Source organism: Dictyobacter alpinus, from assembly GCF_003967575.1.
GTDB classification, from domain to species: Bacteria; Chloroflexota; Ktedonobacteria; order Ktedonobacterales; family Ktedonobacteraceae; genus Dictyobacter; species Dictyobacter alpinus.
In genome coordinates, this window is record NZ_BIFT01000002.1 from 1,597,032 (window position 1) to 1,621,245 (window position 24,214).

Annotated in this window: 16 protein-coding genes and 1 rRNA gene; 10 read left to right on the plus strand and 7 right to left on the minus strand. The window is 45.3% G+C overall.

The annotated features are described in order from the left end of the window. The first annotated feature begins 130 nt into the window (after positions 1 to 130). A complete protein-coding gene (locus tag EL633_RS28965; RefSeq protein ID WP_126630708.1) occupies positions 131 to 412 on the plus strand; it encodes a hypothetical protein in 282 nt (93 codons plus the stop codon). A gap of 128 nt (positions 413 to 540) precedes the next feature. Here EL633_RS28965 and EL633_RS28970 read toward each other — a convergent pair whose 3' ends face one another. After that, positions 541 to 2,325, minus strand: coding sequence for a protein kinase domain-containing protein (locus tag EL633_RS28970; RefSeq protein WP_126630709.1), 1,785 nt, complete (start codon positions 2,323 to 2,325; stop codon positions 541 to 543). Between the two features lie 337 nt (positions 2,326 to 2,662). Between EL633_RS28970 and lepB the strand changes: the two genes are divergently transcribed. The 5 genes from lepB to EL633_RS28995 all read left to right on the plus strand — a co-directional run bounded on the left by lepB (position 2,663) and on the right by EL633_RS28995 (position 9,508). Next, entirely contained in the window at positions 2,663 to 3,211 is a 549-nt protein-coding gene (gene lepB / locus EL633_RS28975; protein WP_161982519.1) for a signal peptidase I, read from the plus strand. 131 nt (positions 3,212 to 3,342) lie between these two features. Beyond that, positions 3,343 to 4,416 (plus strand): uroporphyrinogen decarboxylase, encoded by a 1,074-nt coding sequence (gene hemE / locus EL633_RS28980; RefSeq protein ID WP_126630711.1) that lies wholly within the window; start codon positions 3,343 to 3,345, stop codon positions 4,414 to 4,416. Positions 4,417 to 4,525: 109 nt separating this feature from the next. Beyond that, the gene (gene hemE / locus EL633_RS28985; protein ID WP_218027607.1) at positions 4,526 to 5,608 is read left to right on the plus strand and encodes a uroporphyrinogen decarboxylase; all 1,083 of its coding nucleotides are present in this window, start codon (positions 4,526 to 4,528) and stop codon (positions 5,606 to 5,608) included. A gap of 255 nt (positions 5,609 to 5,863) precedes the next feature. Continuing rightward, positions 5,864 to 7,306: a hypothetical protein gene (locus tag EL633_RS28990; protein WP_126630712.1), complete on the plus strand. Its 1,443-nt coding sequence runs from the start codon at positions 5,864 to 5,866 to the stop codon at positions 7,304 to 7,306. A 687-nt stretch (positions 7,307 to 7,993) separates the two neighbouring features. Further along, the gene (locus EL633_RS28995) at positions 7,994 to 9,508 is read left to right on the plus strand and encodes a hypothetical protein (RefSeq protein ID WP_126630713.1); all 1,515 of its coding nucleotides are present in this window, start codon (positions 7,994 to 7,996) and stop codon (positions 9,506 to 9,508) included. Positions 9,509 to 9,602: 94 nt separating this feature from the next. On the opposite strand, the gene EL633_RS29000 is transcribed toward EL633_RS28995, so the two are convergent. Next, complete coding sequence (locus tag EL633_RS29000) at positions 9,603 to 11,042, minus strand: hypothetical protein (protein WP_126630714.1); 1,440 nt, start codon at positions 11,040 to 11,042, stop codon at positions 9,603 to 9,605. A gap of 375 nt (positions 11,043 to 11,417) precedes the next feature. Between EL633_RS29000 and EL633_RS29005 the strand changes: the two genes are divergently transcribed. Beyond that, positions 11,418 to 12,137 carry a ThuA domain-containing protein gene (locus EL633_RS29005; RefSeq protein ID WP_126630715.1) on the plus strand — a complete coding sequence of 240 codons (720 nt, stop codon included), beginning with the start codon at positions 11,418 to 11,420 and terminating at the stop codon, positions 12,135 to 12,137. Positions 12,138 to 12,286: 149 nt separating this feature from the next. After that, positions 12,287 to 13,297: an aldo/keto reductase gene (locus tag EL633_RS29010; protein WP_126630716.1), complete on the plus strand. Its 1,011-nt coding sequence runs from the start codon at positions 12,287 to 12,289 to the stop codon at positions 13,295 to 13,297. 224 nt (positions 13,298 to 13,521) lie between these two features. Here EL633_RS29010 and glk read toward each other — a convergent pair whose 3' ends face one another. Then, entirely contained in the window at positions 13,522 to 14,538 is a 1,017-nt protein-coding gene (gene glk, locus EL633_RS29015; RefSeq protein ID WP_126630717.1) for a glucokinase, read from the minus strand. Positions 14,539 to 14,819: 281 nt separating this feature from the next. Continuing rightward, entirely contained in the window at positions 14,820 to 15,755 is a 936-nt protein-coding gene (locus EL633_RS29020) for an ABC-2 transporter permease (RefSeq protein WP_126630718.1), read from the minus strand. Between the two features lie 384 nt (positions 15,756 to 16,139). Here EL633_RS29020 and rrf point away from each other — a divergent pair. Further along, positions 16,140 to 16,244, plus strand: a 5S ribosomal RNA gene (gene rrf, locus EL633_RS29025). 86 nt (positions 16,245 to 16,330) lie between these two features. Here the strand turns inward: rrf and EL633_RS29030 are convergent. Beyond that, the gene (locus tag EL633_RS29030; RefSeq protein WP_126630719.1) at positions 16,331 to 16,711 is read right to left on the minus strand and encodes a response regulator; all 381 of its coding nucleotides are present in this window, start codon (positions 16,709 to 16,711) and stop codon (positions 16,331 to 16,333) included. Between the two features lie 36 nt (positions 16,712 to 16,747). After that, positions 16,748 to 19,756 (minus strand): ATP-binding protein, encoded by a 3,009-nt coding sequence (locus EL633_RS29035; protein ID WP_126630720.1) that lies wholly within the window; start codon positions 19,754 to 19,756, stop codon positions 16,748 to 16,750. A gap of 588 nt (positions 19,757 to 20,344) precedes the next feature. On the opposite strand from EL633_RS29035, the gene EL633_RS29040 reads away from it, so the two are divergent. After that, complete coding sequence (locus EL633_RS29040) at positions 20,345 to 22,600, plus strand: PAS domain-containing sensor histidine kinase (RefSeq protein ID WP_161982520.1); 2,256 nt, start codon at positions 20,345 to 20,347, stop codon at positions 22,598 to 22,600. A gap of 153 nt (positions 22,601 to 22,753) precedes the next feature. Here EL633_RS29040 and EL633_RS29045 read toward each other — a convergent pair whose 3' ends face one another. After that, positions 22,754 to 24,037 carry an LCP family protein gene (locus EL633_RS29045; RefSeq protein ID WP_126630722.1) on the minus strand — a complete coding sequence of 428 codons (1,284 nt, stop codon included), beginning with the start codon at positions 24,035 to 24,037 and terminating at the stop codon, positions 22,754 to 22,756. Between the last annotated feature and the right edge of the window lie 177 nt (positions 24,038 to 24,214).

Here is a 24,214-nt window from a genome sequence, read left to right on the forward strand (position 1 = left end):
AGGTTGTTTATGTAAGCCGTCTACAATGTCAATCATCCCGAACTGATCATTTGAGAAAATGGATACATTTGCGTCTGATACAAACAGACACATATAGTTGAGCTATGTAATTCACAGGAGGGACAGGCAGATGAAAGATACATTGAGTGGTTTTCTTACACTGGATGGACAAGCCGAGCCTTTGATCGTGCTGCATAAAGGAGCACGCTGCTACACACAATCCTTAAAAAAAGCCTTCCACGGCCTGATCCACCCCAACATAAAACCTGCGATAGAGGAGAAACAGACAGCCCCTCAACAGCCTTCCATCGCGAGAACCAGTTTACTTCATCCAAGCCAGAAGCAGCGCCTAAAAAGCAAAATCTATGTTGTGGATTATTATATAGAGGGACACGAGCAGCTAAAAGCATAATGTGTCACAGGCATGAGCCAAAAGATTGTCATGCGAACCCTGTCATTATTTCTCCTGGCCATCACTGCATCCAATGAAAACATTTACGCCTGTTTTTAATGGTTTGGCACTAAAAACAGGCTTTGAATTTAAGAAGCTCCCCTTGTAATCGACCCATCTCCATTGACATGAATCGCTATTGGCTTAAGCGGTCTCTGGGCTGGCCCTTTGACAACCGCCCCGGCACGCTGTGGATCAAACTGTGCATGATGCCTTGGACAAACCAGCTTCCCCGTTTTTGGATCATACGTCACCAGTACCCCTTCATGGGTACAAGCACGATCATAGGCGACCAACTTATCATCGGGCAAATGCAGCAAAATACTTTCTTTATGTGTTAAAGGATCTGTAAAATTGAGTGCAGCATTTTTCGCGGGTTTGTTACGACTAATGACGGGAGCGGTTTCAGCAGTAGGATTATTGGTCGGCTTACTGGCATTGGCTATACCTGGCAACTGGATCGTGCCATTTTGCACCAGTTTCAGTAAGCTAAAACCACCACCAGCCAGCACGGCGGCCGTAATTGTGCCATTGACTGCCATCACCACCCGCCGCCGGCCCATATCGGGACGTGAGGATGGCTGCTGCTCTTTAGGAAGCGCCGCTTGCTTTGAGGTAGTGCCAGCAGCCAAATCGGGCTCAGGCTTGATTATTTGCACAGGAGAAGATTCACGTGCCCATGCGGTGGATGGGAAAGGTCCTGATTGACCTTTCTCGGGAATAACTATAGTGGAAGCAGGTGCTTGCGTATTGGCTCCAAGCGGAAGCGATTGTGCGCGAGGAATACTCTGCAACTGCAAAGTATTGCCCGGAAAAGATGAGGACACTTTGTGGATATGGCTGGAAGTGATACCTGGCATGGCAACTACATTCTCACTGCTATCGTCAGGTGGTAGTGTATTGACCAGAGTCAAATGTATTTTCATCGGCAAAGGAGTACCAGGAGTCTGTACAGGCGGCCGGGCGGCCTCTTCCATGACATTCATCACCCGTTCGAAGGCGGAGACCAGTTTCCCGGCAGACTGCAGTCGTAACGCTGGATCGCGCTCAAGCGCTCGCTGTAAAGCAATATCTAAAGCGGGAGAAATCTCAGGCGCCACCACCTGGAGCGAGGGGATACGCTCCTCAACATGCTTTTGCACCAATTCAAAGGGATCTGTGCTGGTGAATGGTGGATGTCCACAAAGCATCTCAAATACCAGAATACCTAGCGCATACACATCTGCACGCGCATCAAATGCTCCCCCTAATACTACCTCGGGAGCGATATAGATAGGATTGGTCAACAAGGTGCCGGCGATACTAAATAAGGATGGATATTGATGAGCAACCTGCCCGATACCATTCATTTCCAACATATGGGCCAGGCCAAAGCCAGCAACCATAACACTATATAGCCCATCAGGACCGCCCTGACGCACGAGCAAGATATTTGAAGACTTGAGCGTACCATGGATTACATCATTGTTATGAGCATAATCCAGAGCCTCTGCGATCTGACGCAATAATGCCAGCATCAGTTCAGGGCTACAGCGCTCTTTACGCTTCAGGAAGGAAGCCACGGTCTCGCCCTCAATTAATGGGGTCACCAGATATGGATAGCCAAGTGCCTCACCAAAATCATAGGTAGGCACAATATAAGGATGTTGTAACTGCCTTAAAGCACCCGCCTGCCGCATAAAGCGTGTCATGAAACGCTCACGCGCGGCACCTTTACAATCAGAAGGAAGAATAAACACCGTGAGCATTACCTGCTGCTCTCCACCCTGCCCCTGAGCTATATAAACCGCGCTCAGCGTTCCCTGGCCAATTAATTGCTTCAGGTGATAATCCCCAATCTTCTGCCCCACGAGATCTTCCACAGGTAAGAGCATGTTATCCCCCCTTGATCCGCCATCAAATAATTACTGCAAGCTGCTCATCAGGTAAAGTGTATATACTGTACACATTGAGCGTCAATAGAATTGAGACAAGTATAGGACTTGTGGATAAAAAAGTAGCCTTCTACACCAGAATGCATCACAATACATTACAGTAGCAAGAGCCAGATAAGTTGGTAGTTTTGGGCTACACTATCGAGCATTCTCGAAATTTTAGAATGCCTTGCGCTATACTAGCCCTACGAGTTGCACTGAAGCGGCTGCAAATATATTGCGCGCAGTATCCATCCGAAATGCCAGTGGAGGCTGCACCGTCCTATGGAGATAGATATTGAAACGATCGCACTTCACGCGTGAAATAATAGAGCTCATCGTTATTACATTGTTGCTATTCGTCGTTATCCGTTTTATCATTCACGGATATCATATGCAAAGCGCCAATATGCAGCCTGCTATCAGTACCGATGCATATGTCATGGTGAATAGAACTTCCTATATGCTCGGCAAGCCTCAGCGTGGCGATGCAGTGGTCTTGCATTATCCACCTGACACCAATATTGATGTGATGGGCCGGATCATAGGTCTACCCGGAGATACCATTAAAACGGATAATCAACATGTCACGGTGAATGGCACGGTCCTTAATGAAGCCTATGTCAAAACACCTTTTAATCCTGAAGGGCATGAATGGAAAGTGCCAGCCGATGCCTATTTCATCCTCAACGATAATCGCCAGATGACAGACGACTCACGCAATTGGGGGCCGGTGAATCGAGATATGATCGTAGGCAAGGCAGTAGTCGTTTTCTGGCCAGTCAATACCTGGCAAATCATTAATAGCTACCCATCTACCTATACACAGATAAAAGACCAACCCTAAAAAACCTACAAAATCTCTAAAAAACTGCAGAAAGATAGAGAATTTTGCAGTTTTATCATTGCATTACGACGATACTCACGCTATGATATGGAAAGCTAAAATGCTTTTAAGCAAATATATAAGGAAGTCGTATGCAGTCATCGTTTCAATCAAGTCCAATACAGACAGGGAGAGAGCGTTTTCTAGCTGCTTGCCAGCAACAAGGAACAGACGCTACGCCTGTCTGGTTTATGCGCCAGGCCGGCCATGCATCAGCTGAGTATCGCAAGATACGTGCAGCATATGACATTTTAACCATCGCCCGCACCCCTGAATTATGCTCACAGGTATCACTGCTACCAATAACAGAATATGGCGTTGATGCGGCTGTGATGTATACAGATATTATCCTTCCATTCCCAGGGATGGGACTGCACGCCGAGCTCGATCCAGTTCGAGGCCCTATCGTTCATAATCCCATTCGCACATTGCAAGATGTAGAAGCGCTACAAATCAGTAGCGCCGAAGAGGCTACCCCCTTTGTGATGGAAGCGATTCGCATGGTCAGACGTGAATTATCCAATCGGCAAGCGCTTATTGGTATTGCCGGTGGACCTTTCACTCTCGCCTTATATATGATCGAAGGTATTCCCACCCGCGATTACAGTACAGCCAGAACATTGATGTATCAGGAACCTGCCACCTGGCACGCACTACTGGATAAAATCACACAGGTCTTGATCAGCTATGTACAGGCTGAGGTAAAAGCTGGTGCAGATGCCATTCAAATTTTTGAGAGCAATATCGGCCTACTTGGTCCAGTCACATATCAACAATTTGTTAAGCCATATGCACAAAAGATCTTCACAGCCATCAAACAGGCAGGTGCACAAAGCATTCATTTTGGTACCGGAAACGCCAGCCTTTTAGCGGACATAGCCGCAGTTGGTGGAGATGTCATTGGTGTGGATTGGCGTGTTGATATTGACAAAGCATGGCAAGAAATAGGTTTTGAGCATAGCATTATGGGGAATCTTGATCCCACGTTACTGCTTGCCCCATGGGAAACAGTACAGCAGGGTGCGGAAGACATACTACAACGTGTCCAGCAGCGACCTGGCCATATCTTCAACCTCGGTCATGCCATTCATCCAGCCACAAATCCTGATTATTTACGCCAGCTGGTCGATCTTGTCCATACACATACTGGCCGCAAAGCAAACTAAAAATCCTATATATACACCCGAACCCCTGTAGCGGGCATCTTAAATAAGCAAGCAAGATGAACTGAACAGGATGCTATCGTGCAGATTGGAGATATATAAAAGCAACTATATGAATACAACACCATCACCCGCAGCTATGCCTGCAACGACGATCAACGAGAGCCGCTTCTTACGCGCCTGCCGCCGACTCCCTGTGGATGCTACACCCGTCTGGCTTATGCGCCAGGCTGGTCGCTATATGGAAGAATACCGTGCGTTACGCACTAAACATCCAATTCTAGACATCATCAAAACTCCTGAGCTAGCTGCTGAGGTTACAATGCAACCTATTCGCGCCTATAATCTGGACGCCGCGATTATTTTTGCCGACATTCTCCCACCATTAGAAGGCATGGGCATCAGCCTCGAATTTGTCAAAGGCGAGGGACCCGTCATCCACAATCCAATTCGTAATCGGGCCGATGTGGAAGCCTTACATGTACCAGATCCTCGCGAAAGCTTACCGTTCACGCTAGAAGCAATCAAACTGGCACGTCAGGAACTTGATCCACGTGGTATTCCCTTGATCGGCTTTAGTGGCGCTCCCTTCACACTGGCCTCCTATGCCATTGAAGGTGGAAGCAGCAAAGCATATCTCCATGCCAAAGGCCTGATGATGAGCGATGCCCCCACCTGGCATCTCCTGATGGAAAAATTAAGTGAAGTCGTTGGCCACTACCTATTAGCGCAAGCCCAGGCAGGAGCCCATGCACTCCAACTCTTTGATAGCTGGGTCGGTGCCTTGAGTCCCGCAGATTATCGCGAATATATCTTGCCACATAGCAAGCATGCCATCGAGATCGCGCGTCAAGGGAATGTCCCAATCATTCATTTTGGCACCAACACCAGCGGCATGTTAGACCTCATTCAGGAGGCCGGCGGTGATGTGATAGGTGTAGACTGGCATATTGATCTGGACAGGGCCTGGGACAGCCTTAAACAGGAAACAGCGGTACAGGGCAACCTGGATCCCGTTACCTTGCTCGCCCCCTGGTCAGAAATTGAGAAACGCACACGAGAGATCCTTGACCGGGTCAAAGGACGTCCAGGCCATATCTTCAATCTTGGCCATGGCATCCTTCCAGGCACACCGATAGAAAATGTTCGTCAACTGGTTGATTTTGTCCATGACTATACAGCCGTTCAGTTATAAGTAGGAAGCAATCTGGCACCATAACCGCGCTCACCTCTTTAGATGGACAAAAGAAGAGACTTACGAGAATAGTCGTAAGTCTCTTCTTCTGTCCATCTATAATTGGTAAAAACTTCTTTAGCATAATTCTTCAACAAACATATTAATGATCAAGAAAAAGGTATAGCTGTTGTCGGCAGATTATTGTTCTGGTATATTGTGATATATGAGCTTAGCAAGGAAAAAGCTGCGACCTCTTAAAAGGAGATGGGTGCATTGAAAATTAGTAGAAAATCAGCAATTATCCTCATAACATCCGTGTTATCACTTGTAGCTATTGTAGTGCTTGCCATTTATTTATGGAATGTCAAATCAACGCCTGACGATGTAGCTGGTCATTTATTTGCTACCCCAAAGGCGTCACAACCCGGCAAGCCCGCGTTGGTTAAGCTTGAGCTTGTCACGGACCAGGCCTTTGGTAGTGAAGATCAATATGTGCCAAATAGCTGGGGTGCCCACAAGGACCGTATTGTGCGGACCGCAAAAGGTGATCTGTTCATGACCTACATCTCCCAGGGTGATGGACTCAATGACCGCCAGTGGCATCTGATGCATAAAGCGCCAAATGCAAGCTGGCAAGAGATTCAAGCTGGCAATGCAGGCACCGAGCCCATCAACATTGTTCTGGGCAAAAATGATAGTATCCATCTCTTCGCATGGCCGCAGACTGCAGGCAAGCTTCAACATTTCTATTCTACCGATAATGGTAAAACGTTTCATAGTGAATGGATTGCAGGCACATGGCAACAGGGACAGGAACAAGGATATAGCGGTGTCGGTGTCAATGATCGTGGTGATATGGTGATTGTTCAAACAGGAGAGGACAAACCAGGTAAGTTTCTGTGGGCGTACTTCAGCAGTGTAACCAATAAATGGACCTTCCATCAAAATATACTGGATCTCCGTTATACTTACGCATTCCTTTTTCCTGGTTATGATAATGATCTCTCGATCGTAGCGACTCGCGATGTACAACGCCACTTACTTAATCTGCCTCAGGGACAAGATGGGAATCCCTGGATATTTAACGAGGTCAAATATTTTCACATCAACGATATCACCCCCAAAGAACCAAAGATTGATCAAGTCCTGGTGAAAGAGGTCAAACCGAAAGACCCAAATGATACCAATGATCGCGATCTGACCTATGTTACCGATAGCTATGTAGATACGGCTGGTCGGATGCATATACTCTATTTGAACGAATATGATGGACCACATCAAGCGATCCTTGAAAATGGCAAAATCATTAAGGATGTGGCTATGCCTAATGTCACTTACGGACAAAAAGTTAGAATAACGCAGGACACACAAGGACACTTCTATCTCATTTCAATCGATGAGCAGGGGAAGCATCTAAATGTTTATCCAGGCACTCCAGAAGATACAGATGGAACCTCCATCGAGGCACCAACCAGTATAGACATTTCCCATTTTCCAGGTTGCTCAGATTATGATTTTTGTCACTCACCCACCTTTACCGTTCCACGTAATGGACATGCCTTATCAGATAGTATCGATGGTGTCTATGGTAATTTCAATAAAGAGGTCTATTTCCGCATCAATCTACGCGGGAACAAAACGGGGGGCGCACAGTCATTTCAGATGCCCAGACTTTTACCACTAGCATTATATGATGATGAGAAAAAACACAGCTAGAAGTTCAAACAGAGTAAAGCACCACGCTCCTGACCAGCCAAAGTGTCAGAATAGAAGTGGTCGCCTGCTGCGTATGATAAAGCACAGTTAATCTATATACATTAGCTGTGCTTTTTTCTCTCCCCAATTTTTTAATCCACGTATCATCTTATCCTTTTATACTGTCGGAAGTGCTCGGCTGTAATATACTGCAACTTTCATTGATTAAGTCAAATGTTGCGGATATGTTCTTCCAGATCATAGGACCAATAATAAGCAAATAGTAATAGCTTACTTAAAAGTAGCGGATCATTCCGTTTATACATTTGAGTCCTATTAGCACTTCCGGATAGTAATACTATTGGCAGCTAAATAATACTACGCTGTTAGTTCACGAGAATACACTATCCTACTTGCTACAATATACTCAATATGCACACGCCTTGCTCTGCTTCGCGGAGCAAAAATGTTTCTAGTGCCGCTGCGGAAAATTGGGCGGCTACCGCCCAATTTTCCGCAGCGGCACTAGAAACGTCTGGTTGATGCTTGAGGCATCAATCAGATCTGAATAGTTACGATAAAAAAAGTAATAATACGATGTGTAATTTTTTCAGTACCTTGTCTGCTTGCTATGCATCAGGGATATTGCACATTACGATAAATAGATAGATCAGCTCTATAAGAAAGCTCATAAGGGGGTTTGGGAATTTGAAGAATTCATTGTTTACAAAATTCAAAGGGAGTATAAAAATAACCGGCCGACCCAGAACCATACTCATCTCACTGGTGGCAATCATTGTAGTTAGCACATCCATTTTAATCTATGCGCAAAAAACACATTCCCAGGCACAACCAATCACAACACCAACTGCAAATGCTATCCCTACCCTACCAGGTGTTGGAGTACAATTAAAGCAGCATCCATCTATACCAACGCCGAAGCCCACCCCTAAACCCAAACCAACCTCAAAGCCAACTTCGAAACCACAGAATACTTCCGGGCAGTTAACAACTATTCAACCGACAATTCCAGGCATTCCCTCACTGGATAATCTGGATCAAGTCACCGACCAGGCCTTTGGTAATGAAGGAGACTATGTTCCTAATAGCTGGGGTGCACATAAATTGCGCATTATCCGCACAACCTCTGGTGACCTGTTCACCGTCTTCATTTCCCAGGGTAACGATACACAAAATCGTACCTGGCATCTGATGCATAGAGGACCTAATAGCAGTACCTGGAACGATATCAAACAAGGCAATGCAGGTACCGAGCCCATCAATATTATTCGTGGCATCCATGATGAAATCCATATTTTCACATGGCCTGGCACACAAGAAGAAGCTCACCATATGGTCTCCACAGATCTTGGTCAATCCTTCAAAGATGAAATCCTGCAAGGACAATGGGCCGATGACCAGGGTTATAGTGGGGCCGCCATAAATCAAAAAGGTGATATCGTCTTCTTTCAGACTGGCGATGATGTTCCTGGTGTTTTTTATTGGACTTACTATTCACCAGTCACCAATCAATGGACCTTCCATACCAGCCAGATGGATTATCGCCATACCTATGCCTTCTTTTTCCCTGGCTACAACAATGATCTCACCATGGTTGCGATGCGTGATGTCAAACGACCAATCCTGAATTTTCCAGATGCATCAGACTTTAACTACATCTTCAATGAAATCAAATACTTCTATATCAGTAATGTCAATAATCCTGTGATGCAGCAACTCAAAGTTACCGAGGTTCAGCCGCAAAATAATAATGATGCCGATGTAACGTATTTAACAGATGCATATATGGATACGCAGGGGCGCACACACATTCTCTATAACAATATGTATGATGGTGTACACCATGTCATCGTCGATCATGGAGTAATCACAAAAAATGTACGTCAGGATTTTACTGCTCCAAATAAGGTGCGTATCATACAGGATGCGGTCGGCCATTTCTATGTAATCACCATAGATGATCAAGGTCAGAATATTAATATCTATCCGGGAAGCGCCCAAGATACAGATGGGACCCAACTTACCGCTCCCATTCATCTGGACATATCTAAATTTCCAGGCTGTACAGATGACGATTTCTGCCACGCACCCACGTTTAATGTGCCACGTGGTGGTGATGCGCTCAGTAATTATCTAGATGGGGTTTATGGAAATCATGGGAATGAATACCATTTCCGCATCAATCTGCGCAGTAATGGGTAGTTAACATCATGCATACATTCTTACGTCTGCGGTGCTCGCGTTATTAGAAAGGGATGAGGTGGCTCGAGCCATCTCATCCCTTTCTAATAAAAAGTTATGGAGTAGGAAGCAGTTGTCGTCGCTCAGACAATACGGTTTGCATCGCTTCAAGAGCAATGTTATCCGCTTCAGATGTAATCCAATCCTCGACTTTGGGAGCAGTTTTACAGGGCTTGCAGGGATACATAGCACCATCAGTGAGCACGCGATAGCTAAAGCCTGGTATCGGTGCCGGTAAGAATAAACGCTGGGTAGTTACTTGAATAAGATTCTGCTCTAAATCAGACCAACGGTTATTGAAAACCAGGTTAGCCAGATGTGTCGCAATCAGTACATGTAACTGGCGTGTCTCCTTCATACCTTTATCCAGATGACCGGTATCAAAACCCTGATATGGAGCCAGGTACAACTTAAAGTAGAAGCCACCATTTTTGGTGTCTCTCAGAGGCGAAGCCTGTAAGTTATCCAGCATCTCTTTCACCAATGAGAGATAGGACTGATTATTGGTATAAACCCCTGTTCGCACCAGGGCCTCAATCTCCTGGCCAATCTCCCCCATACGCGCCTGGGTATCCAGCAATTTATGGTCGCCAAAGCGGGGATCACTAAGGATATAGATGCGTCCAAACAGATGATATTGCTTATTGTATGCCTGCTGAATCACCACATCAACCCCGTGCTTACCAGCGGTCACCCATTCGGGATGGTGAAAACGCGTTCCGGCATCCACCAGGGCCAGGCTAGTTTCCAGAGCATGATCAACCCGATAACCATCCTGCAAGCGGATCTTATCACTCCCGGCAGAGCTATCCACACCGCCATGTGGCAGGCCCAGTTTAGGATCAAGTAGTTTATACTCGGCGGTTGCCCAACCCTCTAACGTATGATTCCAATAAGCGGTATCATGGCTAAAATCCCGCATGCGCAACAGGGTAAAGTAGATCCAGCCTTTATTCTGAACGGTATTGCCCCACTCTTGTTGGGTAGTGGGCAAAAGACGTTTGATATATGCATCCATTGTCGTATCATCAGGATGGCGAGCTTTATACCAGTAGAGATTTTCTAGTAATCGTAGATCATTCAAACTATCCTTGCGGGTTGAATGACCACGCTGATCGCAATGATTGGGTCCACAATTAATCTGATTTACATCACTCTTACGCCAATTGATGAGGACAGTATGATTTTGCTCATCCCAACTATGCGCATTCATATCGTTCAGTACCTGTAGAACAAGAGCATTAAGATCATTGGTACGCTCACCAGATACCGGTCCGGTGGTTAACGCCTTCTCATGCGAGTCGACGACCTTACCTTCATTAGGATTGAAGGGAGGCTTGATAAACACGGTAAACATTAATGTGAGTAAAACTACTATTGGAAGAACATAGAGAATAATTGCGGTGGCCCGACGAGCCTTGCGGGAAGTTCGATAGCGCCGCCATAGAGATGGTTCAGACTCCTTTTGTGGTGGTCGCTCCTGTAATTGATGCATCTATTTTATCCCTTCTTAGAGCGCATCTTGCATCACATTGGAGAAAAATGAGAAAAAATTCCTCTCACATTTGCATGGAATCATTCCACCAAACATAGCTAAAATCTGATCCAAAAAACATGCTTACGTACAAATACAGTTAAGCTAAAGAATATAATCGTCAAAAATATTAAAAGTTAGAGAGATGCAAAAAAGAAAAAAGTTAAGGGGAACGCCATGCAATTTCAAGAAGCACGTGTTACAATAAAAGCAAGCAAAGATAGGTTTGCCCATCCCTAAGCACATGGGCCATCTTGTTCAACTGCACGAGCAAGATAGAAGATTCTCAATGAAGCGATAAGTATGCCAACGCAACTTGCTAGAAAGAGGCATTTAATGACAGCAAATATACGTGTCACCATCTGGAATGAATATCGTCACGAGCGACGCTCTGAAGAGGTCGCAAAAATATATCCAGAAGGCATTCATGGAACCCTGGCCAAAGTTCTGGCAGACAAGGGCTTCACAGTACGTACAGCCACCCTCGATGAGCCGGAACATGGTTTAACAGACGAGGTACTAGAGAATACCGACGTTATGATCTGGTGGGGCCACATGGCCCATGGAGAAGTAAAAGACGAGATCGTCAACAAAGTCCATCAGCGCGTACTAGATGGGATGGGTCTGGTTGTCTTGCATTCAGGCCATTTTTCAAAGATTTTCAAGAAGTTGCTCGGTACAGATTGTGATCTCAAATGGCGTGAGACCAATGATAAAGAGCGCCTCTGGGTTGTTGCACCTAATCATCCAATTACCGAGGGTATTGGCGATTATATTGAAATTGAACATGAAGAAATGTATGGCGAGCCCTTTGGTATTCCTGAACCAGAAACCCTGGTCTTTATCAGTTGGTTCACCGGTGGAGAGGTCTTCCGTAGTGGTTGCTGCTACACACGAGGACAAGGCAAGATCTTTTATTTCCGCCCCGGCCACGAAACACTTCCGACCTACCACAATAAAGAGGTACAGCAAGTTATTGGCAACGCAGTACGCTGGGCCAATCCTACCGCCGTCCGTAAACTGATTCGTGGTAACACCCCAGCATTGGAAAAATAACTTTCTCCAAGCCATGCTGGAAAATCTTGATACAGTTACGCTTAGAGGTAGAAACGTATGTGATCGCGCGTGTAGTCAGACACGTTTCTACCTCGAAAATACCAATGTGTTTTTTATAGAGTCACCTGGACAAAGGAGAAAGAAAGTTTATGCCTGAACAGGATAGCTATCAGTTTGCAGAGAACCGCTACGATACGATGCAATATCGTCGTACCGGCCGCTCAGGACTTATGCTGCCAGCAATTTCACTGGGAGCCTGGGAGACCTTTGGCGGATACCGGGGAGAAGAAATTGCTCGTGAGTGTCTCTATCGCGCTTTTGATCTAGGCATCACCCATTTTGATCTCGCCAATAACTATGGACGTCCTCCTGGCAATGCCGAGACGGTGGTCGGCAAAGTACTCAAGGATATGCCACGCGACGAGTTAATTATTTCTAGTAAAGCTGGCTATCGGATGTGGCCCGGACCTTATGGTGAGTGGCTCTCGAAAAAATATATCGTTGCCAGCCTGGATCAATCATTAAAGCGCCTGGGATTAGAATATGTAGATATTTTCTATGCCCATCGTCCGGATCCACAGACACCATTAGAAGAAACAATGGCGGCCCTCGATCTGGTAGTACGTCAGGGTAAGGCGCTCTATGTCGGCGTCAGTAATTTCCCTGGTGATCAACTGGAGCAAGCTGTCCAGGTCACCAAACAGATGGGACTGACACCGATTACCATCCATCAGCCACGCTATAATCTGCTGGATCGTGATAAAGAGCATAACCTCTTTGATCATACTGTTCGCAATGGCATTGGCGTGATCACCTTTAGCCCATTGGCACAGGGTTTCTTAAGTGATAAATATCTTGGCACAAATCTGCCAGAAGACTCACGGGCCGCAGAATGGTGGGGGCGTAAAGCCAATGAGGATGTTGTAACGGGTGACGAACTGAGTAAGATCAAGCGCCTGAACAAGATCGCCCAGGAACGTGGTCAAACACTGGCCCAGATGGCGTTGGCCTGGAATCTACGCTTGCCGGCCGTTACCAGCGTTTTGATTGGTGCATCAAAAGTTGCACAAATCGAAGAAAATGTAGCCGCCCTGAACAATCTGGAATTCAGCGAAGAGGAACTTAAAGCCATTGACGAAATTGTGCCACGAACCTTCTAGAGAGAGTCACAGGCAATTTCTATAATTACCAATACTGGATTTGGTAAGTTTTCTGGCAGCCCTGGGAGCGCAGGCGCCCCATTCATGTTTTCCTGGTTGGTGCAGAAATGGCGCATTCGCGCCTTTTCTGCACCAACCAATAATTTTTCTTGTGTGGTGCCAAAAGTGCGCAGCGCACTTTTGGCACCACACAAGATTACTTTTTGAGTGCCGAAGGTGCGAGGCTACAAATTGAAACCAAAGGATGCAGCACCAATCAAACCAACTTTACTATTTAAAACAACATAAATAGGAAAGTCTTTAAGCATCTCGGCAAAACGCCCCTTACTTGTGAAGGCGCGCAAAAATTCTGGATCCTCCAGGAAAGGCAGCATACGTGGAGGCAGACCACCACCCAGATAAATCCCCCCCGTCGCCAATGTTTTCAAGGCCATGTTGCCAGCTTCAGCCCCCAGAATAGATGCAAAAGCTTTAACTGTAGCCACACAAATTGGCTCCTGTTCATGAGAACCCGCCAAGCCGTCCGTAGAAGTTCCCATGGCCCCCTGCACGATCAAAGGAGTTATATCCTTTGTCTGCGCCATCTTATCCCTTAACCACGCGGGCTCATCAAACATGCCCGAAGTTTTCACGTATGCATAAATATTAGGAAGGCCAATACCCGAACAAACATGTTCATAGCTCACATGCGGCATACGTTCAAGTAAATAGATCAACATGCCAATTTCAAAAGCGTTGGTGGGAGCAAAATCCACATGCCCACCTTCAGATGGATGAACCCGATAGTGAGCACCATCCCAGGTCAAAGTCGCCTCACCCAAACCGGTACCAGGAGAAACAACAGCCAGTGTCCCATGGCTCGCAGGCTTACCAGCATTCAATATATGCAGGTCCGTCGAACGAAGAAGAGGAATAGCCGTAGCCATCGCCGCCAGATCATTTAGCAGAGTCACCGAAGGGATATTTAATGTCTGCTCTAGCTGCTTCTCCTCCATACGCCATGGAAGATTGGTGATTTTTGCCTTTCCCGCTACTACTGGTCCTGCAACACCAAAGACCGCACGCTCAATTTTAATATCAGACAGATCCACCTGCTTGATAAAATCATGGACTAATGCAGCCAGCGTAGCATACTGAGCACTAGGCAACTTTGCTTCGCGCAGCGGTGTACGAAGGTCATCCTTCGAGGCGTATAAAGCCAGATTGGTTTTGGTTCCTCCAATGTCACCAGCCAGTAACATGGTTAAGCTCAACCTTTCAATTAATACTGTGCAACCAGAACACTTTATTTTCACAGTCAGCGACAAAAAAAAAGGTCTCGTCACATTTAAATTCAAGCGCGACTAAATATTGACAAAGCACCATATTTAGTCGTCTGATAAGCATCAGGTACAAAAAAATAATAGTCAAATTTACGCCTGCTAACCTCTATTACAATTCAGATCAGCAATCGTTTAACATATCAACCAAATAATACCACACTATCCGCAGGAAAATTCGAGAAAAACAACAAAAGGGAAAGCTAATCAAAGATATCACTCCTGCTGTAAACAAAATAGCTCACTGCAATCAAAATCGCACAATAGGCAACAGTCAAGAAGATTTGCCAGGGCAACTCGCTTAAAGAGGCGATTGGCTGTCCTACAATCACGGCTGTACTATAACTATTCAGTGTATTGGTGACCACACCTGGAAGATTGCTAACAAAGGACACGATAGCATTTCCAACGGTCACACTCAGTCCTCCCACCAGACTAAAAAGGATGGTCGTCGCCAGGAACTCGACAAAAACATACCCGATCGAGAAGGCGATACCAGCCAGGACTGAACGGCCAATAGTGGCGGCCAGTACCGCAATCAGCATATAGAGAAAGTAACGTACTGATTGTGTTAACCAGGTTAAAACAACGCCCAGCCAGCCATTTAGAGGCAACAAGGTGGGCGCAATCCCAAACAAAGGACCAATCAGCATACCCAACAGGATTGAGAGTAAAATGGCTATCCCTACAAATCCCAGTACGAGCAGGCTCAGAGCAAGTACCTGGGCAGTAAAAACCTGGGCACGACTCAATCCGCGTGTCAGCATTTGCCGATGTAAGCCATAGCCATAATCACCACCTATCAGCGCGCCAGCAATAATACACAAAAAGATCGGAGCGAGTAAACCCAGATAACCCAGCATAAACTGTAAAGAGCCGGGAAAGACCAGAGCCATAATTGGATCGGCCCCAATGGTAGGTCCATGGTTATTACCAAGGAGAATATGCGAGAGAATAGTTATCAGCAATAATAGGGCATAGCCCCCAAAAAAAATACCCAGCAATATGCGCGTCATTAAGCGCCGCCGCAAATGATACAGATTCCATAGCACCAGTTGCCAGGTCTGGGCAAACCAACCATGCGTATAAAATTCAGAGTTTGATTTATCCAGTACAGGAGCAGACATATGTTGCGACATCAAGTTTACCCTCCCACTATAAAGAGAAATGCAAACGCTCTCCGATTACGTTTCCCGACACCAGCATTCAACATACAGGCCTGAAATTCAGTGTACATCAAGAGAAAGGTATCCAACATCGTCCAAAAGAATGACCCAGGACTTTTTAATTTTCCTCTTCCTGGCGCCTACGGCGCCGGAGTCTGGTGTGGTGTGTGTTCTGTGGGCGGCCGCAGCCGCCCACAGAACACACACCACACCAGAAATACTCTGTATATGATTTGCCTGACAGTTACTCCCGGCTGAAAATGAAAAAGCCCTGAGAATGACCTGCAGCTATTGACAAAGCAGTAAAGGTAGAGTATTATTAGTCCTGTTGAAGAAACCACCTGCATATGCAGGTGAGCTGGTGACTTTAGCGAAGAGGGTACACCCGTTCCCATCCCGAACACGGTAGTTAAGCTCTTCCTCCCCGATGATACTGCGTGGGAAAATAGGAAGTCGCCGTCTCACCCGCCTACGTGGGTGGTTTTTTTATACTGCAAGAGAAAGATTATTCAGCCACAAGCACAATTCGCCAGCGTTATCTACAAAAATCACTGCAATAGTTTTGTAATAGTATCCAGTACGGTAATCACATCAAATGGCTTGCCCAGATGAGAAGTACAACCAGCCGCATACGCTCGCTCTTGATCAGATTGAGAAACATGGGCAGTCACCGCTACAATTGGGGTCTCACGGAATGCTACAGTTTTACGCAGAGACGTCACGGCCTCCCAGCCACTCATACCAGGCAAAGACATATCCATTAAAATAAGATCTGGCTGATTAATGTTAGCCTGCTCAATGGCCTGTGAACCATTTTCAGCAAAAAATAGCTCATACGCGCCCTCTTCCTCAAGAATTTGTTGCAGCAATTCGCGCATATCTTCACTATCATCAACTATTAAAATACGTTTTTTAGATCTTTGCTCCATATAATTTTCCTTCTAAAGGTCCTACGTCTTATTTCTTTAGCCCTCATCCAATTGAGGATTGGGAGGTGTGATAGCTACATTTTGCTCAACAACAGATTTTATATGCTCACCTAAAAATCTGCTGTCATTAGCATGCACCAACATCATCAACATATCTGGTCGAGCCTGCTCAATAATCTGCAGCACATCCTGACTATCAGAGGTTTTTTGAACGACATAGCCAATTTTATTTTGTAGCTTTTCAACGAGCAGATGAATATTTGGCTCGCGATGCACAAGCAGAAGCGGCCTGACAACATTATTGGTAGCATCTGGCTGAGGAAGATCTACATTATTGGGAACATACTCAGATATAGATGAAGTATCTGCATCGATGGCGGCAACTGAATCACGATGCATGAGTTGATGTAACACTTCAATTAAAGCATCCCTCTCAACCGGCTTGACCAGATACTCATCAGCACCCAGAACGTAACCAGCCGAGCGATCCTCAAGGACCGTTAATAGGATAACCGGGATAGAAGCCGTCACAGGATTGGATTTCAATTGATGTAGCAGTTGCCAACCATTAATCTGGGGCATCATAATATCCAGGGTAATCGCCTTAGGACGAAGTTCTCGAATTACTTCGAGTGCTTTGGTCGAATCCTGTACACCCACAACTCGATACGGTGTCTGCTCTAACGAAGAGGTAATCAATTGCAATACATCAGGATTGTCATCCACCGCCACCACCAGATATGCATCCTCACCTGGAGGTTCGATATTATGTACCGCCTTTAATGTTGCTGAATCCTCCGCCAATGCCATATCCTCATTTGAATGAGTATGCGCTTCAAGACTCGAAACGGGGAGCGCATTCAGCCTCACATCCTGAATAAGATGTTGAGCACGTAAATGGACAGGAAGAATCACTGTAAAAGTAGATCCGACTCCTTCTTCACTATGAATTTCAACCCTTCCACCTAGAAGTGTGGCCAATTCACGCACAATTGAAAGCCCCAGACCAGTTCCACCATAAGTGCGACTATTACTATTATCAACTTGATAGAAAGCTTCAAAAATGTGCGCTTGCTTTTCAGCGCTGATACCTATACCGGTATCTGTTACTGAAATAGCAATTTGATCGGCTAAAGGATCGTGGACATTACTTAGAGATTGGCGTACCACCTTTACTGAAACCGATCCTTGTTCCGTAAATTTCAAGGCATTCGAGACCAGATTCAATACAATTTGCCGCACTTTACGCGGATCAGTCTCAATAAAGGTAATTCCTTCTTGAAGAGAAACCGTCAAATCTAACTTACGATCCACCGCAATTGAACGCGTCTCCTCTACAACCGAGGCAATTAATTCCGCTAAATTCACCTGGGCTGCATTAATATCCATCCGACCAGCTTCAATTTTAGCCAGATCTAATACATCATTAATTAACGCAAGCAAGTGCTGAGCATTTCGCAAGATGCGATCAACATTCTCACTCTGCCGTGGAGAGAGAGGTGACTGGCGGGTTGAACGCGTCATCATCTGACTGAAACCAATAATAGAGGCCAGAGGCGTGCGTAATTCATGGGACATCGTAGACAAAAATTGGCTACGAACCCGATTGGCCTCTTCTAATGCAGCATTCAAGACCGTTAATTCATCTCGCTGCTGGCGTAAAGCATGACTACTCAATTCCTGCTGATGCGCATATTCAGCCAATGCCTGGGCCTGCTGCTGAGTATGTTCATAGGTCTGTGTATTGCGAATGGCGGCAGCCAGATTACTAGAGACTACCTGAAGGACATTCCGCGAACGCTCACCCATAGCAAAGACAGAGCCCACCACCAGCACACCCAGCAAATCATTCCCCTGCATAAGTGGCAGATGATATAACGTCGAGGGAAAGACATCACCTATCAGCGTTTTCACCGCAAAAACATCGGCCTCCTGTTGCTGACGGTTAAGCCATAAAGGCTCACGGTTTTGAGCCACCAGGCCAACTAGCCCTTCTCCCATGGCAAAGACAGGCTGCCTATGCTCCGCCTGTAAGCCACGGGAGCTGAACAGCACCAATTGTTTCTGTTCTTCCTCATAGAGGTACAGAGCAGCAACCTGGACATCTAATAAACTAAACATGCGCTGGAAAAAGTGCTGCATTAACGCAGAAAGATCAAGGCCTGTAGTCAAACCAGTATTTAATTGCATCACTTGCTCTAGAATATCGCGATCCTTGAGAGCCAGTTGTTGCTCTTGTAAGGTCTCTGCCATTTGATTAAATGTATGACCAACTTCGTTGAACTCACTATCACTACTTTCTTTAACACGAACAGTCAGGTCTCCATTACCGAATGCAGTGGTGGCCTCTTTGAAATTGTTCAAGTGTTCACGCCAGACCTGCATAAACAACTTGAGTGTAGACCATAAAAAGGCAATCATAGCCAGCATAAAAATACCTAAAAATCCAAGCGCGCCCCAGCTCCACAGATTATCTCGATTCTGCAAAGCTACCAGTTCAGCATCACTGGTACGTTGTAACGAAGCCACAGCTTTACGGATTTCATCAAAGAGGCCCTTCCCCTGAGCATTTTTGTCGTCTGACCGGGCAGCTGCCAAATTTCCTTCTTTCACATTTAATAACTGAGGATTAGCGTAGAGAAGCATCCAGGCTGTAGATCGTTCTTGTACATGTAATAGAGCATTAGCAGAATTGCTAAAGTTACTTGAAGAGGTTGTAGCTTTGAGATTTTGTAAATAATTGGCATAATTTTTCTGGCCGCTATAAAAAGGCTCTAGAAATATTGGATTACTAGTAGCAATATACCCCCGTAAACCGGTCTCCTGATCAACCATGGATTGTAAGAGTCCATTCACATTATCGTGTAAAGCAACCTTTTGCTCACCCAATGCCTGTTGATGGGAGGAGACATAAATACCGGTCAGAGAACTCAACAACAAACAAATGAAAAAAAGTCGCATTGAAAGCAAAAAGCGCCATTGAAGCTGTGTAATCAAACTGCGTTTCGCACCTGGCATAATTTTTAGTCGCGAGGTATTACTCATGAATCTACTCTTACTCTACCCGAAAGAGAGCCTTATCAAACTCTCCTTTGGGGCTAGATACATCTATCTGGCACATTTCACACTCCCACAAAGCGGTGGAGAGACCACGAGCCAACCAATCAATACGATAGCTGAAATATCAAACTATTGCTTTTTCTTATCATACCTCATCAACACTGTAAGTTACAGTAGATCACGACAAAAATAAACTCATACGTTTTAAGAATTATGATGTGTAGATGATCCTATGTTATAATAGGCTGAAAAGCCTGATAATAACCATCCATGTTCATAGGTCAGATACAATATCCCTGATCCGAACCAGACATGAGCGCTGCACAATCCTTTTTTCCTTGCCAGCCTGACCAGAATTTTATATGAGCACAAGATCACAGATATAAAGCAAAAATGGACGTTCTTATTGTACATGCAGCATCCCCATGGATACAAGGACAACAGAACTCAACCAGTTGGATAAGTAAGATAGTGCAACCAGACTGCGAGGTAAAATTGGGGAAGGATCGGTCAATGCTTACGTCTGACAAAAAATCATTCAAGCCATACCCGAATAAGCACGAGGGGATGCATATGTCGGTAAAACAAAAAAATCACCTGCAGCTCTATACAGAAATCATTGAGATGTCACACGATGCCATCATCATTTGTGATGAAATGTATACCATTTTGTCATGGAATAATAAAGCCGCAAAGTTGTATGGTTGGAGCAACGCAGAGAGCATTGGACGAAATTACCGCGAGCTTCTATCAGCCCAGAGCATGATGGTAGATCAGGATAGCTACACAATCCTGTTAACTATCGATTACTGGCAGGGAGAAGTAGTACAATTCAACAAAAATGGGGTTCAGCTCATTATAAAGAGCAACCAGAAACTTCTACGGAATGCCGAAGGGCAGCCAACAAATATTTTAATTACCAATCAAGATATTACTGAGCAAAGGCGCACAGAGCAAAAGTTGCTTGAGCAATTATCAGTGGCAGCCAAAGCAAAAGAGATCGGCTTCTGGTCCTGGGATATTATCACCAATACTTCACGCATCAATAATCAGATACAAGCCAGGCTCTGTAACCTCTCTGTTGGCTCCCCAATCACCTATCGCCAACTTTTACGTGTGCTACGTCCTAAAGATCGTACAAGAGCCAGAAAAGCGATCCGCCATGCCATTGAGACTGGTGAAGAGTACAATGCTGAGTATCAAATCATAGATACCGATGGCATCAAACATTGGGTCAGCCTACAGGGACGTGTCATCTATGATGGTCAGGGGAAACCCATCAATATGGTGGGTATCGCCGCCGATATCACCGAACAACGGCAGAAGGAAGCCCAGCAGTACAACTCTAATCTCCATTTGCATCCGGTCTTAGAAAGCATTCGAGACGCCTTCTTCCATCTTGATAATGACTGGCGCTTCACTTATGTAAATAAGCAATCAGAAAAAATCTTGCAACGTTCTAGTTCAACGCTGCTAGGGCAAAGTATCTGGGAGAAGTTACCGTATCTTAAAGAAAGTATCTTTAGAGAAAAAGCAATCGAAGCCATCCAAACTCAGACAAATCAGCACTTTGAAGCATTTATTGAACCAGTACAACTATGGTTTGATATTCATCTGTATCCCACGAAAGAAGGGCTGTCCGTCTATTACAATGATGTGACAACATACAAAAATACTGAAAAGGCACTGAGTGCCAGCGAACAAAGATTCAAACATTTGATTGACGCCAATCTTATAGGCTTCACACTGGCAAACCTGGATGGCTATATTTTTGAAGCGAACGACAAATTACTCACCATGCTTGCCTATACCAGAGAAGATCTGATCAACGGAAAATTAAACTGGCGTCACCTCACGCCAGCCGAGTATAGAAATATCGACGATCAAGCGGTAAGTGATCTCAAGGCCACTGGTATATTTATGCCTGTGGAAAAAGAATATTATAATAAACGCGGACAACGTGTGCCTGTGCTTATGGCAGGGGTAACCATAGATAATGATCCCGCTCTTTGTGCTGCCATTATTGTTGATTTGACAACGCAAAAAGAACTGGAAAAACAAAAAGATACGCTCATGAGCATAGTGGGACATGAGCTGCGGACGCCACTCACCGCAATCAATGGGAGTATTCAGCTCGCGCAACGACGCATTCAACGCTTTGTTCAAGAGCGACCAGAAGAGCTACCTCCTGATGTGCAAATCATGATCAGTAAATTGCAAAAGTTACTGGAGCAATCCTTGCGCCAGACACGTGTACAGAACCGCTTAATTAACGATATGCTTGATGCCTCCCGATTGGCGGTTGATAAATTAGAGCTCGCACTTCAGCCCAACGATCTTATCCATATTGTTGAAGAAACCGTCGAGGACCTACGCTATACTGAAGGGAATCATCCTATTTATCTGATATTACCCGAGCAGAGGTATATACCGGTACGAGCTGATGGTGATCGCATCGGGCAAGTAGTTGCCAATTACGTTAATAATGCCCTGAAATATTCTAATCCTGAAGATCCAGTTACCGTAGAGATCACATATACAGATAAGGAAGCGCGGGTCTGGGTTCATGATCAAGGACAAGGTCTCTCTGAGGAGACGCAAAAACATATCTGGGACCGTTATTATCGTTCCACTGAAGCCCGGGATAAAAAAGGAGCTGGCGTTAACATGGGCCTGGGACTCTATATTTGCCAGGTACTGGTCCAGCGTCACCATGGCGAAGTCGGGGTCAACAGTCAGATAGGTAAGGGCTCATCCTTCTGGTTTTCACTACCTATCGATCAGACACAAACCACTCATAATGACCATCAGGCACCAAAGAGTAAATGACCACTTCCGTTTCACCATGAATAAGTTTCCCTTATGCCAACTGTTGTGAGAAGGAAAATAGAGCGGCGGTCGCGACCGCCGCTCTATTTTCCTTCTCACAACCAGGCGAGCACCGTAGCTGCAAGCTGTCAACGCTAAAACTTACACATGGCATTAATTATATAAATGCGCCTGCACATAACGACTGATCAACGACCAATCCCCATTCTTCGGCCGAGCAACATAAAAAGGTATATAAGCATCTTCCAATACATTTTGATTACTCAAGCCAATGTGGGCCGTTTTAACATCATTCAAATCAACCTTTAATGCCAATTGCATCAGATCAGCCATTGATAAATTGGTATAGATGGTTTTCTGTAAAGCATCCAAAGCATTAAACATGCTCGGCCACGTGGATACCTGTTTTACTTTTGCCAGCACAGCCTTAATAATAATCTGCTGTCGAGCCGAACGAGCAAAATCAGAACCTTCAGCCAGATTATCGGTAGCATACCGGGCACGTGCATAACGAATCGCAGTTTCACCATCCATATGCTGATTGCCTTTTGAGAAATGCGGATAAATCCAACTGGCATCCTGCTTCGCATCATCATTTTTTGGATATTTAGCCGTAAACGCATCTGGCACATAGACATCCACACCACCGATGGAATCAATCAACTCGCGAAAGCCATTAAAATCGATCATCAACCAGTACTTCACATCTAATCCGGTTACCAATTTGACTTTAGCAACCGTGGCATCGCTACCGGCTATACGCTGCGCGCCATTTTGTGAAGCATCCTCATAAATTTCGTTCATCTTGACGTATTTACCAGAATTGGGTGGATACTGTACATAGAGATCACGCGGTATCGAGATCAGAGAGGTATGATGGTTCTGCGGAAGCGTACTCACCACCACCATTGAATCTATTAAGTTCGCTCCGTCATGATTTCCACCACCATATCCCATCACCAACATATTTACGCGGTCGCTTGTCCCCATATAATTTGTCTGTGTACTCAAAGGTGACTGTGGAGAAATGGCTGAACCAAAGGCCAACACACGTTGAGAAACTATCGCAGACAGAATACATACGACCAGCAATATCCCTAAGCCAACCAGGCAACCCATACGACGGGGTCGTTTTGCCTGCATCTTTTTGTTGTTTCCAGGTTGTCCAGGTTGTGCTATTTGTGGATAGACAGGAGCACTCTGTGGAGGCACAGACATCGGCGGCTGCACATACATTGTTGGAGCCAGCTGATCTACCTGTGAAGCAACTGGAGCATGCTGCACCTGTGGATAAGCAGCATAGGGTTGATGCTGTCGATAATCAGGTTGCACCGAGTTATTTCCCAGCACCAACTTACCCTGTTGACCAGGTCCGGCACCTTGAGATGAAGGAGGTATACGCTGTGTTTTCTCATCATCAAAAGAAAATTTATTCAAAGCACTTTACCTTTTATAAAGATTAATGCTTGTATTAAGCATTAATCTACCAGAAAAATTTTTATATATTTTTTTAACTTCATAATATGCAAAACTAAAATTACTCTTGTACAATTATAGATAAATCAGCTTCTATCTGGTATGATCTAGTTCACAATTTGCAATGAATGCTACAAA